Genomic DNA, 13,672 nt, shown 5'->3' on the forward strand with positions numbered 1-13,672 from the left:
GCCTGGGTGTGATCCCCTGTGCGGCAGCGGTTTCGCAGGCGAGGAAATTGCCGAGTTCGCCGATCGCGCTCCGCGGTTGCAGCGCGAGCGGATGGGTCATCATCGTGTCCAAGGCATTCCCAAGGGCAGCTGCGGGCATTGATTCGCCTTACACTGCAATGATTTGGTGTGCTTCTCGCGTTCGGCCTTGGCTTGCCAAGCCATCGCGCGATTTATGCTCTTAGGTACCTGAATGTCCTTCGGCTTAACGAGTTCAATTCCACGACCCACTCGAGGGTGGCCACGTCCACGCTGTGGCAGACGCCGAAGGCCGCGGCCGCTTCGGCACCCGGCTTCGAGCGCGCCGACCAATCCGGCGATCCATCACGACACATCCAGCCGCACAGGTCAGATTAGCCGGCTAAGGGCAGATCCCAGCCGCTCCCATCGAGCGACGCAGCCCGTCCGCAGCACACGCTCCGCTCCTAACGAGGTGCTTGACGCCCCCAGGGCCACCAGGGTGATGCAGTGCGGAAGAGCCTGCACTAGTCCGGCCCCGCGACGCTCGGGTGCCGTCGCCGGTAGCGATCAGAGTGTTCCTGTCGATGAGTTGCTGCGGCGGCCGCTATCCGAACTCGACGCCGTGATGAACCGGCTCCCGGCGCTGTGTCGTCTGACCGCTTTGCCAGCGCATGCAAGAGCCGACACCCACAAGTTGGGTGCCGGCTCCTTTGACGCGACAACGTGGAGTTCATTGCCCGTCGGTTGTCCACCGCTCACCGACGCCCCCATCGGAATCCCAGATCGACTGCGCGGCCATTTCCTTGCGTCTGGCCCTGCGGCGCATGCCCGCACGGAGTACGTCCCTGACCGTCAATGGGCCGTTGTCGATCAACGAGACGTCGGATTCTGTTGGGGCCGTCATGCGCTGCTCGGCAGCGATGGCGATTGAATGCGTTTCGGTGGTGTGCGTCATGGTCGTGCACCTATCTGCCCGCTGAAGCGAGCTGCTGTTTGACGTGGGTCCTGCAGAGCGAATCGGGCGACCTCGAACGGTGCGGAGGTGACCGGATGGCGGATCGTCGCGCGCCTGAGCCGGCGGTTGTTCATCGGATCGTGCGTCGACTTCTGGTGTTCGAGCTGCCGGATCAACTCGCGCTTTGCAGCGCCGAGAGCACGGGTGATGTCCGGGTTGTCCGCGACCGCTACCAGCGGTGGATGGCCGGGAAGGGTTGTGCGCAACGTGGTGCGCTGCTCCTTGCCGCCGCGGTCCTGCAGGCTGACGTCTATGTCCACATCATTCGGATCCCACCTGCCTAGATGCGCCTCGAGCGTGGACAACGTCTGTATGACGTGCGGACGCTCCTTGCCTACGAAACCCGCGCCTACGTGGATCACGTTCTCGCGAAAAATATTTCGTTTCGCGTTGTCAGATTTCCTCATTTGCGAACTCATTTCGGGTGGTCGCCGGCGCCTTGATCTAGCCACGTGTCGAACCTTCATGTTGCCAGTGACCGGAACTGCCGGGCCAGGGCGGTGATAGCGCCGATCGCGAGAACAACAGTGCGGTTGTGCTGATTCATCGGGGTCGTTCTCCTTTTGATTGACAGGGTGGGCACGCATGTTCGCGGGTTCCGACGCGTGTCGTCGTCGTGCACATTGGTCTGCACCGGACTTCCGGGATCAAGCGGAAACGCGTGGGGCCCCACCGCGAATGGTAAACGCCCACGAGCGCAGTTTCCGGACTAGACCTCAAGTAAACGCCCTGTCAGACGCAATGTCAACACTGTAGGCAAACGGCGTAGGCGCACTGCCAAAGATGATCGACCGTTCTATCCCCAGCGCGAGACCGCGGAGAAGCCCTCGCGGCTCAGGGGCCGAAAGATGACTTCTGTTCGTGCGTTAGGTGGGACATCAGGACCCTCCGTGACTAGATGAAGTGAGCTATGCCGGCCGTTTCGTGGTGGGAGGCCCCTTCTTGGCGCCAGCCCGCGTCGCGGCCCCCGCGAATTGCGTTGTGGCAATGGTCTTCATAGTGGGCTCCGGCCCGCTGGAGCGGGCTACGCGTTCGCTCTGGCCGGTCTTCTCGTCGGCGGCCATTTTCAGTTCACCCACCACATCTTCGATGCCGCGCGCGACCGATGCGACATTATCGACGTTGTCGGGGCACGCGACGATGCCCACAGCCAGCATGCCGCCATAGGACACGGCGGTGATGTTGAGATTGGCGCCCTCAAACAACGGGGCCAGGGCATGGATGCCCAGTACATGTGCTCCGGCGCAATAGATTTCGTCGCGCGGACCGGGAACGTTGGAAGTGATGACATGAGCGACTGGAGAGTGGAATCGCGACAGTTTCAGGCCGGTGTAGACACCCATCACCATGCCGATGACCACCGGTGGAACGAGATCTATGACATCGGCGAGGTTGACGGGCGGCACCGCCCGTCGTCCGTTCTTGATCCTGGATGTGGCGTCGTGAATGCTGGCCAACTGCTGTGCCGGGTCGGCCAGATCGACTGGCAATTTGACGACAACCGGTGACCAACTATTGGACGCGTCGCCATCGACACCGCGTGTCGAGATCGGCATCATGGTGCGCAGCGGACGACTGGGCACCGTGTCGTGTGTTGCCAGCCACCGGCGCAGCGCCGATGTCGTTGCGGTCAGGAAAACATCGTTGACGGTGACATCGAACGCGGCCGTGATGACGCGCAGATCATCCATCGACACCGCGGCGAACGCAACGCTGCGTCGCGCGGTGAGCGGGGCATTCAGCAGCGTTCGCGGCGAGCTCTCGTCCTCCTTGGAATCCAAATTCTCGACCCGTTGCGGGCCGCCGCCCCGGAGGAGTTGGCGTGGCGATCCCAGCGCGGTTCCTACCACCGACTTCACCGCCACGGGACCCAACCTAACAGCGATCCGAATGGCCACAACGGTGTTGGCCGCGACCTCATCGATCACGTCCCACACCCTCGCGGCCGCGCCGGGCATCGTGGCCCGGGCCCGCGTTGGCGCCGCCGCAAATTCAGCGTCGGCGTCAACAGTCATCAGTTCGGGCAGCATCGAGGTCACCGCGCCCACCCCATCGGTAATGGCGTGGGAGAACTTTATTAGCACCACGAGTCTGCCGTCGGCGAGACCCTGCACGATCCAGGCGTCCCACAGCGGGCGGTTGCGGTCCAGAGGCTGCCCATGCAGCTCGCCGATAAGGGTGGTCAACTCCCGCATGGTGGCGGGTTTGGCCAGCCGCACACGATGCAGATGGCTTTGGACATCGAACGCGGGGTCCTCGATCCATGACGGCTGGCCCAACCCCAAGGGTTTGGTGAGCAGGCGCTGGCGGAAACCCGGCATCGCCGCAGTGCGCTCAGCCAGCAGCTTGTAAATCGCCCCGGCGGTCAATTCGCCGCGCGCCGCGGGGTCGCAAAACAACACTGCTGTCACGTGGGTGGGCATCACGGATGTTTCGCCGTGCAGCGTGACACCGTCTAAGCCGGTCAATCGTTTCATCATGCTGCTCCATCTGCATACCCGAGCTGTCAGCTCAAGGCTTGGCTGGCGACTTTCGCGCCGCGCGCTCAGCAACGGCGGCGCGGGACGCACCCCCCCAACCGCATGGCCACGAGGTGATTTGGTGATCCCAGCACTGTCTCGCAATTCATGCCAGCGGCACTTCGATCAGCATACACTGTGGTGATCACCGTCTGTCAACACCGTTGACGCGTAAGCACGTGCGAGTCACGGCCCGCGAAACGGCGTAAGGTCAGCAGTATCGAGCAGCTCGGTTGCGAGCGAACATGCTCGACTACAAAGGAAATTTGATGACTTCGCTCACAACGTTTCGCACTCCCTACGAGATTCGTCTCCAACTCGTCACGGACACCATCAGCGCCCACTCGAAGCTGGGCGACGACGCGGCAGGCAAACTCGCCGGACACGTCCTGCATGCACTGAACTCAATCCCCGAGAAGATGCGCTGACCAACGGCCCGGCTGGGCTTAACATTCAATGACCGCACGGATTTCCTGATTGCTGTTGCGAACGTTGCGAAATCGGCATCTATCCGATTGAGATGGTGTGGGTGAATCGGCAGACGGCGCTCGTTCTCCTTGCGAGTGGCGCCGATGACACCGAGGCGCAGTTGACCCATGCCCGCCTACTTCCTCACCCGCTTGCGGGCCGAGCGCCTCGGCGCTGACACGGTGGCGGCCAGACCGATGAGCAACAGATCGAGACCGCGGTCGAGTTCGGCCGCACCGTCGTAGGAGCCCAGCGCTGTGGCCAGCGCACGCACCTGGGGGAACTCGGTGATCGCCAGCCGGTGCAACCCGAGGCGCAGCACATCATCGGACTCCTCGGGCCGCTCGACGACCTCCTGCAGCTCGGTGAGGATATGGCCATAAAGATAGCCGAAGAGCACCCGGTAAATGTGTAGCGCGTCGACTCCGCTGAACCCCACCGATGTGAGCAGCGCGACGACGTCCTCCAGTGGCCGCAGCATGCCCGGCGGCCGCTGCCCCAGCGGCGTGGCCAGTGGCCGAGTCACCAACAGCGGCACCACTTTCGGGTGCGCCAGGGCCAGCCGGCGGAAGTCATGCGCCACCGCGCGCAGCTGCCCGGCCCAGTCCGGGTCTGCAGTGTCCACCCGCAACTGGCCCAGCACGATCTCGGCGACCCCGTCGAGCAGCGCCGCCTTGTTCGGCACATGCCGATAAATCACCGTCGGATCCCGACCCACCGCCTCACTCAGACGCCGCATCGACAACCCATCCACACCGTCACGATCGACCAACTCCAACGCACACTGCAAAATCACCGACCGGCTGACCTGACCGTCCTCTGGGCCGCTGGCAACGGACGGGCTAAGTCGATCAGCGGCTGTATCGGGAACCGTCGGCTGCTTCGCCATCGTGGGCACCCCTTCCCTTACGCGTCGCGGCTTCGCCTCCTATGTTAACGGCATGCGTCAACACTGTTGACAGGCGGGCTTAAGGAGCGTGTACTGGGGGTTGCAACAGGATCAGAGGTGTCGAATGCTCGCCACCGTTGGATTGATCCTCGTGCGCCACAGTCGTTGGCGTGCCGAGTATTGCAGGGGCCCCCACCCGCCGACCGTGTTCGGCTACCACGTCACGTGGTCCACCGGCACAATGTTCCTCTTCGGGATCGTGGTCGGCGCGGTGGCTCTGCTCGAACCCATCGTGCTCGTGGCCGGCACGCCAAGCCTTGCGCGCCGACGACACGACGCCCGAACCGCACCTGCCCCCTCCAACGGGCAATCCTGGTCGTCAACCGGCGCCTCGACACCCCTCGCTGCGCCGAAGCTCGAGCATCATTGCGTCCCAGAATCAACAACGTCAAAAACGAGTTCACCGCGGCGGAATTGCTTCATCGTCACAGCATCCCTGATGGCGGCTTGCCGTGGTCGAAGTTCCCGCTGGTGATCGGACCCATGCACTGCTCCACTGCGAGCGAAAGGTTCATCGGTGGGTACATGTGGCAGCGTATTGGGCTGGAGGTAGGTAGCCCAGCGACGAGTGTCGGCGGTGGTGGTTATAGTCGTGTTTCCAGTCGCTGATGACGACCCGGGCGTGGGCCAGGGACCAGAAGCTGTTGATGTTGAGGCATTCGTCGCGGATGCGGGAGTTGAACGACTCGACGTATCCGTTCCGCCACGGCTCACCCGGTGGGATGAAGTGCAACCCAACCTGGCCGTCAGCCCAATCGGCCATTGCGCCACAGGCCATTTCGGGACCGTTGTCACAACGCAGCACGGTCGGATAGGCACCCCGTTGGGCGGCCACGCGGTCGAGCTCCTCGGTGAGGTGCTCGCCGGTGATGCTGCGCTCGACCATCTCGCTCAGGCATTCGCGGGTGTGCTCGTCGATGATCGACACGATCTTGATCGGCCGCCCATCAGTGGTCACGTCGAACTGGAAGTCCACCGCCCATACCCGATCGGGCGTATCAGCGACGACCGTCGTTGGGGCCGTGGAGCTGCCGTGCCGCTTGCGCTTGCGTCGCTGCGGCACCCGTAGGCCTTCCTCACGCCACAGCCGTTGGAGTTTCTTGTGGTTCATTGCCCAGCCCTCACCACGAGCGTCGTGGTACGCAGGACGGAAGCCGCGGCGGGGATGCTTCTTGGCGTAGGTCCGCAGCCACTCCCGTAGGGCAGCATCCGGATCGTCGAGCGTCGCCGCGGCGGATTCGTGACGCTGGGTGGCGCGGTGCTGCCCGGTGACGCGACAGGCGAACCGCTCGCTGACCCGCCAAGCGACACCGAACATGACACCCTGGCCCGCTTCCGCAACAGAAACACTGCACCGTGCCGCCATGTGTCATCGGGGTCCTGAAGAGGAACCCCGGATGGTTGCCGATGAAATGATTGCGGTTGTACTCCGCGTCTTTCTGCTCTTGGGTGAGTGAGTTCCATACTTGCGTAAACTGCGTTGGGTCCTCCGGCAGCGCGGGTGCGGGTGATAGTGGTCCTTCTTGCGCTCTAATACCTGCGGGGTCGTACCCGTCACTGCGTAGCGTTCCCAATGCGTTCTGCAACGTATTGGAGTAGCCGTCGCGTGTCGCTTGCAGCTGGCCCAGCGCGGCTCTGGTGTCACGGACCGCGTCGCTGCGACATGTGGCGATAAACGCTTCCAGCGCATCGATGTCGGCCTGGGTGACGCCTTCATCGTCTTCCATGTCGACGGCCTCGCCGATCAACTCGTCCAGGTTCTGCAGCTGGGCTTCTAGTCCGGTGATTTGTCCGGCTGCGGTCTTTTGCGCCTCGGCTAGCGTCGCGGCGATGTTTTCCAGATCAGCGCCGATTTTGGGCAACTGCGCGGACTGCGCGCCAAGCGATTTGACGGTGCGCTGCACTTCAGCAGAGTCGTTGATGGGGTGATCGCCATTCTGGTGATTCCAAGCAGCATCGAAGCGCTTACGGGCCTGCTCGAACGTCGCATCAGCCTCGGCAGTCGAGCGCCCAGCGCCATGAAAGGCTTTGGCAAGGTTAGAGATCTGTGCTGGCTGGCCTGCTTGCAGAGTCCGGTTGACTTCCCACGGGTCGCCGCCAGCCCCCGCGACCAGCTCCCCGATGCTGAGATAGCTCAGGTGCATCGGGCCGCCGCCCCCAACTGGCCGACGCAGCAGTCACCCATATCGGTGGACTTCATCGCTGGGCACTAATTGGACGATTGGTGTTGAAGTCAGGTTCCAACTGAGCTACCGTCATCGCCGCTCGTTCGTCCAGCAACGCATCGATCAGCTCGGTGCTCGGAGAGTGCCGGGTAAGTTCGCGGGCCACACGCCATGCGCTTGTTACCAGGCGCAGCTCGCCATCGATTACATCGAGGTCGCGCACGCGGGCGAGCCTATGTCTAAAACCCGCCGCACACACTTCACCGCGACGCTGGTGCTCACGGGACACGGCCCCTAAGACCGTCGAGTGGAAGGCCGAAAGATCTACCGAGATTCGTCGGGCGGTAGAGGCAAACCGCTGACCAAGTTTCCGGCGTCAATTGCCAGGCCGTCGGCGATCTTGACAATGGTTTCTAACCGAAGGCTGCGCTGCCCTCGCTCTACCTTGCCGAGCTGCGTCCAGTGAATGCCGCAGCGCACAGCTGCGGCCTCCTGGCTGAGTCCAAGCGCTGCGCGACGATTGCGGACCCTCGCACCGAACTCGCGGGTGGTCTCGTTAAGGGCTGACTTGGATGAGTCGTCGGACACGAGGGCAACCACATACGGCCCGCGTGGAATCGGCCAGAGCGTTACGCACCCATGCGTTTCATTCTCATGCGCAATAGACGTAGATCTTGCTAATCTGCTCGCGAAACGCGCCTCAGTTCAGTTCCGCGCCGATCAGAGGAGTGCGCCATGCCAAGGTTGTCTGAACATGCTGGCAATCTGCACGCACGACAGTGACGCGCTGCCGGGCAGCCCAAATGGCGATCCGATGCTTGAGGCTAACTTTGCCAGGCATCAAGTATCCGGAAAATGAGCTGGATACTAGCGACGAAGCGCCGCGTTCAATGAGAGGGGATCGGTGGATTACAAGGCAATTGTGACGGGCGTGACAATTGGCCTCGCGGTGGCCGGATGCGGGGCAAGCCACAGCGAGTCATACGAAATGGGCCAAAACAAGGGTCAAGAAGTACCAGTTAAACACCTCGGTAGCGCAACCGCCGCGCAAACGTGCAATCAGCTTGCTCAAATTGCAATGGATGGTTCTGCTCTCGGAACGACGGAAAAGCTCCCGAAGAATTTTAGTTCTACTGATTTTGTCGCAGGCTGCGTTGATGTCGTCAAATAAGCCCACAGGAGCACGGCAAGGCAGAAACTCGACAAGTGAGCCAGTTGACGGCCCTTGCTCCGAAGCGTCGCATATTTCAGCATTGCGTAACCGAGGGAGTCGCTACGCCACCACGACCTCTTCCGCACGTCGGCGGTTGTTTTCAACGCCTACCCTGGCGTTGCTCCTATCGGCCGAGTTGTTGCGGGCTATCATTGTGTCGCCGGAATCTCATGCTGGACCCCCGTTTACACAAGGGGAAGAAGCATATATTATCCACGTAAATGGCGTTGGTGTCATCTACTCGTCAAGCAATACTCCGTTAGTGAGTGATAAGCAGGCTTTGGTGAATCAGGGTTGGAGTATCGTTTACGATCTTCGCTGGGGAATCGCCCCTAACACTGAGGCTCAGAACCTTTACGCAAAGTCGGCACAAGGTGCTGGTACTCACGGCATAACGGTTACCCAGGCGATGGACGAAGTGCTCTATGCTCAGACCGATCTCAATGACGGCTCCTGCCCTTCCCCTGGGGCAAAGTGGAAGTGCTCTAGAGACAACAGAGGTGGCCTTGAGTACACAGGCTAGTCAATTGTGACTGAGAAAACGCGATGGGCAGCGAGTGCAACTTAGCGGATGTTGACTTCGCGGTCGTGGCCATACTCGACGGATGACGGTTGGGCAGTATGCGGGGGTGAGCGCATCGTTGTGGGAGGCTCGCAATCCTGCTTGGAAGTCGTCGAGTGCGGTGGCCCCGTTGTGGGCGTAACTGGTCGACGCGGCTTCGACGAGGTTCATTGGCCGGTCGTAACCCATCCACGTAGTGACCGAAACATCGCCGGGACGAAGACTCTTGTCGGCAGCGAGCGTTGCAGAAAGCATCCGTTCGGATTTCAACGCGCTGGCATCGAAGCGCGTGAGGTCTTGGCCTGTGCCCGGAATGAAGGTGGCGTCGCGTTTTGCCGTATCAGGATTGTTGATTGAGACTGCGGCGTGGCCCTGGTCGTCGATGATGCCGAGGTACCTCGGCAGTTGGCCAGTTGGGACTTTGTCCGGTGGCGGGCCAAGACTGTCTTTCACCTTCGCGTATCCGTCGCGGGCACGATTGGCCGCATCACCGGCGGCCCCTCCTCCCTGAACACTGTCATCGGGCACAGCTACGGCTCGACCGAACTGGGGGCAGCGGCACTTGGAGGCCACCACCTTGACGCAAACAACGTCGTCACGGTGGGCAGCCCTGGGGTACTGGCCGGACACGCCAGCGACCTCAACCTCGATCCCGGAGCGCACGTATTCGCGACCCGCGCCCAAAACGATGTCATCGGCGTAGTCACCGGCATGACATTGGGACCGGACCCCATGAGTTCAAAGTTCGGAGGAATCCCCTTTGAAGCAGCGCCGGGACCCGGTTGGCCCCTGGGCCTGCCGACAGTAGCGGCCCATAGTAGTTACTGGGACCCTGGCAACCCGGCACTGGACAATATGGGCCGTATCATCGCCGGAAGAGTCGATGTCACCCCACCCACCTTCACGCCTTAATCAAATGATGAAATCAGCGATCCGTAACCTGCTTTGCTTATTGGCTGTGCTGCTCACAGCGGGGCTATGTGCTGCATGCTCATCAGGATCGTCATCTACATCCCCGAAACAAACTTCGTCGCGCGCGCCGTCTGGTGCAACGGCAATCCCAGGAGGTCCGATGGAATCGACACCAGCCGCTCCCTCACCGAAAATTCCTGCTAGCCAACAAGAAGCGCAGAACACGGTCGTCCATTACATTCAGCAGACCGTGGACGCGCTGCCCCCCTGGGACCAACGTGGACGGGACCCGTTACAGCGGCGTCGGTTCCGGAATCGCCTACTGCGAAGACGAGCCAAAAAACCAAAATTCCCCCGTCAATTACTCCTACTGGGGTGATCTCAACCTTCCGCCGGGTACGGACATCAACACCATTTTCGGGCAAGTGGAGAGCATCTGGAAAGGCTGGGGTTGGCAGGTTCTTGAGCGTCAAGGCTTCGAGAAGCCCAACAGGTTTGGTTACGCCCCTGACGGTTACGTCGTCCAAATCAAGGCAGCGTATCCGCCTGGCTCAGCGCCGACGATCATTGGGCAATCTCCATGCTTCCCAGGCAACCTTCGGAAGGACGGGTCGCCTGTCCCCACAGCAATAAATCAGACCTCTCCCGCGAGATAACCGAAGATGTGCTGAGCCGCCGCGACCGCCGAGGCGAGCCGAACCCTGAAAGCACGACGCAGGGGCGTAGCTACGGCCCGCCCCCCTTGCACCTAACCGACACTATAGGAGATCTATAGTCAAGCGTCACCTGCGGCGAACCCGGCACGCTCACTTGGTGCTATTTGGCTATAACTTCTCAATAGCTTCGGAAGACTCCTCAGCTTTTTGTCCATCTGGGCTGCCCAGTGATCCACGATCCCGGCAAGCTCGTAGTGACGCTTTGCGTGAACTCGCAGACTGGCATGAGTAATCTGATCAGCCTCGTCACGACCATCGTTCACGTCGCGCAGGATGGCTGAGTAAGTTAGAGCGTTCACCTGACCGTGATCCCAGCGCATCGAAACACCGTGCCAATCCAGCAGCACGTTAACCCGAAGCCGCACTTTCTCATTGCGACAAATGTGACAACGTGGCTCAATGCGCTCGAATCGCCCGTTGTGTACGCGGCCACCAGAGATCTTCATTCGGTCGCCTCCTTCGTAGACCGGATTGACCGACGAAAGATTTGAACAACCGTACCTGGGGCGCGGCTCCCGAGGCCGAGCATCTTGTGTGTTGTGTGGTAGGTCTTTCCCCCGTATTCAAATGAAGAACTGAAGAAATGGGAATCATCATTGATTCACATACTTGCAGTTCACGCGCGTATTCCTTCATTTCTTCATTTCCCCCTGTATGAGCACCGACGCAAGGTCTCTGCCCGCTAGTGAAGAAACGGGGAGCCGCTGGTACTCGCCCTGCGCGGGATTGAGGATCAGCCCGCGCTTGTATAGCCGATTCAGCATCTGTCCGGCCAGCTTGTTGTCCGTGGCAAGCCCGGCGTGGAACACCTCCATCGGCGTGACCCGGCTCTCCTGGCTGTCGACGTAATCCAGGACGAGCTGCATCGGCGGGTTCAGTGGGCGTGTTCCCTTGCGGGGCCTCAGCAAGTCGCTGGCGCTGACATCGGACTCACCGCCAAGGACGAACGTGCCGACTTCCACCTCCTCGCCGGTCGAGACGGTCACGCTCTTGCTTTCGATGGCGTACTCCAACGACAAATCTTCGCGACCGCAGGCGTTCTTGCCCTGGGTCATAACGCGGAGGGCTTCGCCAGATGACGAGTCCTCTTTGGCAAACCCGAACACACACCGCGCTACCTCACCGAACGCCGAGGACCCGTTGATGCTGGCCACTAGATCACCTGTGCTGCCCTTGACGAAGTGGACGATCCCCATGACGACCCCGTCGATGGCCTCCGCGATACGCACCCACGGGCTCAGCGCTTCCCGCAGCTCGTTGGAGCGGTAGATGTCGACCTTGCTCTTCAACGTCGCCATCACCGGGTCCACGACGATCACCGTGACGTTGTGTTCGACGAGGTATTCGGTCATGGCACGTTCGTCGTCGGTGGCCAAGAGTGACACGTACTCGCCGGTTCCGATTCTCACCCTAGGGGTGATGATTCGAGTCATGTCAGCCCCAGCCGCGCGCAGGGCGGGCTTGAGTACATAGATGGCCGTCTCCTCGGCGGCGATGTAGGCCACCTTCTGCGGCTTGCCTTTCCAGCAGCCATCGAGTTCGCCCCTGCTGAAACCGGCGGCGAACCAACGCGCTGCAGTGGACTTCCCCGTACCGGGGCGACCACCCAGGAGGGTTAGCGCTGCGGCCTGCATGCGCCCATGGCCCTGGTAGGACCAGCCCCACTTCGGTGCAGCGTCGTTAACGTTTTCCAGCGAGATCCATTCGATTTCCCGGCGGCGGCCACCGATAACCCCGGACTGCTCATCCGGGATCGCCCGTGGATTCGAAAGCCCGACCTGAAACGCCGAGCTGATGGTGGCGAGCACTGCCCGTTCCCCGTCATCGTCCGACAGGCCACAGTCTGATGCGGCGACTAATAGCCGCTCAGCCACCAACTGCTGATCCATCCCTGCTCCCGCGACGAGCGAAGAGCACTTCAACGCCGCGCTATAGAGAGCATCATTGCGCTCGCCGCTCTGCGCCTCGGCCACCCGCTTTGCGTTCTCTTCGAGCACTGCCGCGAGATACGCCTGTTGGCGAGCATCAGGGACGCCACCGCTCCAAGGTTCGGTCGGCTCAAACATGAACTCTGACGCACCGCGCGCCTTTGACTTCTTGGCCTTCTGCTTAGCGTGCGCCGCAAGACTTTTTGCCAACCACTGGGCGAAAGCTTCTGCCCCAGAGGCGTCACCGCCATCGGCCAGTGCAGGGAGGTGGTCAAATTCGACCGCGTAGCCCTTGCCCTTGTACTTTCCTCTTTGGGTGCCCGGCAGAAACACATTGGTGCCGAACGACTGGATGTCCACGCCTGGGAAACCGGGAATCTTACTGCCGTGCACGCTGGGTAGTGCTTCATGCCCAGCGATATAGAAGTGCTTCCCTCCGGACGGCGAGGTGATCTCGGCGAAGACACGCACGGTTAGCTCGGCCAACAAAGATCTGACCGCCTCTGCGTCGCCGCCGTTCCGGGGATCAACGTCGACCGCCGCAACAACGCCACCCATGTTGGCGCACAGCGCCATACCCTGCCTGAAGTGTCCGACCCGTTCATCGTTCCCGTCGGGGGTCTGCTTGTGCCAACCTTTTGGGCGGACGAACTCTTGGCCACCGGGCGGAGCAACCCACACGGGCACACCCAGATCCATGACGTGCCGCACGAACTCGACGGCCGCACGCCCATTATCTTTTGCGTCGTCAACATGACCTGCTCGGCCACTGGCGCGCCTCAATTCGTCTCTGGTGCGGGTAGCCCCTGGTGTTCGTACTGGCGGGCCGCCGTTGCCATTGAGGGTCATTGACACTGTCACGACTGATCAACCCCGCGCATCCGTCGGGCGGTCGTCCGCGTCATCGAACTGCCTGGCACGCCATCTGAATTGGTGTCACCGCTTGCTACAGCCGTGGGCGCTATTGCGCACAGGCGCAGGATCTCTTTTAGATCTTCCTGGGTCAGGACCCACTTGCGTCCAACTTTGCGGCCAGGCCAGCGGCCTGCCCGAAGCTGATCGGCCAGAAATCGCTGGGACGACCCAATCAGCGGGGCTGCTGCTGGGATGTCAACGACAAGTGGGGATATCGAAATGGAAGGAGAAGCCATAGGTGCGCGAACTTCCAAGCCTCGCAGGGTCCCACGGTCGACCGTTGGTCAGTCGTTGGGGGAGTTCGCGTAAT

At 61.5% G+C, this 13,672-nt stretch carries 12 protein-coding genes and 2 pseudogenes; 3 read left to right on the forward strand and 11 right to left on the reverse strand.

Going from position 1 to position 13,672, the window contains the following annotated elements; all coding sequences use genetic code 11:
- Positions 1 to 730: 730 nt before the first annotated feature.
- The 3 genes from AC5Y7E_RS09650 to AC5Y7E_RS09660 all read right to left on the reverse strand — a co-directional run bounded on the left by AC5Y7E_RS09650 (position 731) and on the right by AC5Y7E_RS09660 (position 3,585).
- Entirely contained in the window at positions 731 to 955 is a 225-nt protein-coding gene (locus tag AC5Y7E_RS09650; RefSeq protein ID WP_499948678.1) for a hypothetical protein, read from the reverse strand.
- Positions 952 to 1,422: a hypothetical protein gene (locus AC5Y7E_RS09655; RefSeq protein WP_499948680.1), complete on the reverse strand. Its 471-nt coding sequence runs from the start codon at positions 1,420 to 1,422 to the stop codon at positions 952 to 954. Before AC5Y7E_RS09655 ends, AC5Y7E_RS09650 begins: the two co-directional genes overlap by 4 nt.
- Before the next feature lie 501 nt (positions 1,423 to 1,923).
- On the reverse strand, positions 1,924 to 3,585 hold the full coding sequence (locus AC5Y7E_RS09660; RefSeq protein WP_499948682.1) for a wax ester/triacylglycerol synthase family O-acyltransferase: 1,662 nt from the start codon (positions 3,583 to 3,585) through the stop codon (positions 1,924 to 1,926).
- A gap of 218 nt (positions 3,586 to 3,803) precedes the next feature.
- On the opposite strand from AC5Y7E_RS09660, the gene AC5Y7E_RS09665 reads away from it, so the two are divergent.
- On the forward strand, positions 3,804 to 3,962 hold the full coding sequence (locus AC5Y7E_RS09665; RefSeq protein ID WP_499948683.1) for a DUF6307 family protein: 159 nt from the start codon (positions 3,804 to 3,806) through the stop codon (positions 3,960 to 3,962).
- A gap of 176 nt (positions 3,963 to 4,138) precedes the next feature.
- Here AC5Y7E_RS09665 and AC5Y7E_RS09670 read toward each other — a convergent pair whose 3' ends face one another.
- The 5 genes and pseudogenes from AC5Y7E_RS09670 to AC5Y7E_RS09690 all read right to left on the reverse strand — a co-directional run bounded on the left by AC5Y7E_RS09670 (position 4,139) and on the right by AC5Y7E_RS09690 (position 7,716).
- On the reverse strand, positions 4,139 to 4,891 hold the full coding sequence (locus AC5Y7E_RS09670; RefSeq protein WP_499948685.1) for a TetR/AcrR family transcriptional regulator: 753 nt from the start codon (positions 4,889 to 4,891) through the stop codon (positions 4,139 to 4,141).
- 571 nt (positions 4,892 to 5,462) lie between these two features.
- Positions 5,463 to 6,248, reverse strand: a pseudogene (locus AC5Y7E_RS09675) (IS3 family transposase); the annotation flags it as partial.
- A gap of 322 nt (positions 6,249 to 6,570) precedes the next feature.
- Positions 6,571 to 7,095, reverse strand: a pseudogene (locus AC5Y7E_RS09680) (putative alpha/beta hydrolase); the annotation flags it as partial.
- 52 nt (positions 7,096 to 7,147) lie between these two features.
- Positions 7,148 to 7,339: a hypothetical protein gene (locus AC5Y7E_RS09685; protein ID WP_499948687.1), complete on the reverse strand. Its 192-nt coding sequence runs from the start codon at positions 7,337 to 7,339 to the stop codon at positions 7,148 to 7,150.
- Between the two features lie 101 nt (positions 7,340 to 7,440).
- Positions 7,441 to 7,716, reverse strand: coding sequence for a helix-turn-helix domain-containing protein (locus tag AC5Y7E_RS09690; protein ID WP_499948689.1), 276 nt, complete (start codon positions 7,714 to 7,716; stop codon positions 7,441 to 7,443).
- Between the two features lie 304 nt (positions 7,717 to 8,020).
- Here AC5Y7E_RS09690 and AC5Y7E_RS09695 point away from each other — a divergent pair, with 304 nt between their 5' ends.
- A complete protein-coding gene (locus tag AC5Y7E_RS09695; RefSeq protein WP_499948691.1) occupies positions 8,021 to 8,287 on the forward strand; it encodes a hypothetical protein in 267 nt (88 codons plus the stop codon).
- A gap of 565 nt (positions 8,288 to 8,852) precedes the next feature.
- Here AC5Y7E_RS09695 and AC5Y7E_RS09700 read toward each other — a convergent pair.
- Complete coding sequence (locus AC5Y7E_RS09700) at positions 8,853 to 9,344, reverse strand: alpha/beta hydrolase (RefSeq protein ID WP_499948693.1); 492 nt, start codon at positions 9,342 to 9,344, stop codon at positions 8,853 to 8,855.
- On the opposite strand from AC5Y7E_RS09700, the gene AC5Y7E_RS09705 reads away from it, so the two are divergent.
- Positions 9,258 to 9,803 (forward strand): alpha/beta hydrolase, encoded by a 546-nt coding sequence (locus AC5Y7E_RS09705; RefSeq protein WP_499948695.1) that lies wholly within the window; start codon positions 9,258 to 9,260, stop codon positions 9,801 to 9,803. The genes AC5Y7E_RS09700 and AC5Y7E_RS09705 overlap by 87 nt on opposite strands.
- Before the next feature lie 775 nt (positions 9,804 to 10,578).
- Here the strand turns inward: AC5Y7E_RS09705 and AC5Y7E_RS09710 are convergent.
- Both AC5Y7E_RS09710 and AC5Y7E_RS09715 read right to left on the reverse strand, forming a co-directional pair.
- Positions 10,579 to 10,965, reverse strand: a complete 387-nt coding sequence (locus tag AC5Y7E_RS09710; protein WP_499948699.1) for a hypothetical protein — start codon at positions 10,963 to 10,965, stop codon at positions 10,579 to 10,581.
- Between the two features lie 186 nt (positions 10,966 to 11,151).
- A complete protein-coding gene (locus AC5Y7E_RS09715) occupies positions 11,152 to 13,296 on the reverse strand; it encodes an AAA family ATPase (RefSeq protein WP_499948700.1) in 2,145 nt (714 codons plus the stop codon).
- Between the last annotated feature and the right edge of the window lie 376 nt (positions 13,297 to 13,672).

This window comes from Mycobacterium sp. NGS17, from assembly GCF_059813205.1.

What these genes read in the sequence shown, in the direction of transcription:
- AC5Y7E_RS09650 (WP_499948678.1), bottom strand. Translation starts at nt 955, where the DNA reads ATGACGCACACCACCGAAACGCATTCAATCGCCATCGCTGCCGAGCAG.
- AC5Y7E_RS09655 (WP_499948680.1), bottom strand. Translation starts at nt 1,422, where the DNA reads ATGAGGAAATCTGACAACGCGAAACGAAATATTTTTCGCGAGAACGTG.
- AC5Y7E_RS09665 (WP_499948683.1), top strand. Translation starts at nt 3,804, where the DNA reads ATGACTTCGCTCACAACGTTTCGCACTCCCTACGAGATTCGTCTCCAA.
- AC5Y7E_RS09670 (WP_499948685.1), bottom strand. Translation starts at nt 4,891, where the DNA reads ATGGCGAAGCAGCCGACGGTTCCCGATACAGCCGCTGATCGACTTAGC.
- AC5Y7E_RS09710 (WP_499948699.1), bottom strand. Translation starts at nt 10,965, where the DNA reads ATGAAGATCTCTGGTGGCCGCGTACACAACGGGCGATTCGAGCGCATT.
- AC5Y7E_RS09715 (WP_499948700.1), bottom strand. Translation starts at nt 13,296, where the DNA reads ATGACCCTCAATGGCAACGGCGGCCCGCCAGTACGAACACCAGGGGCT.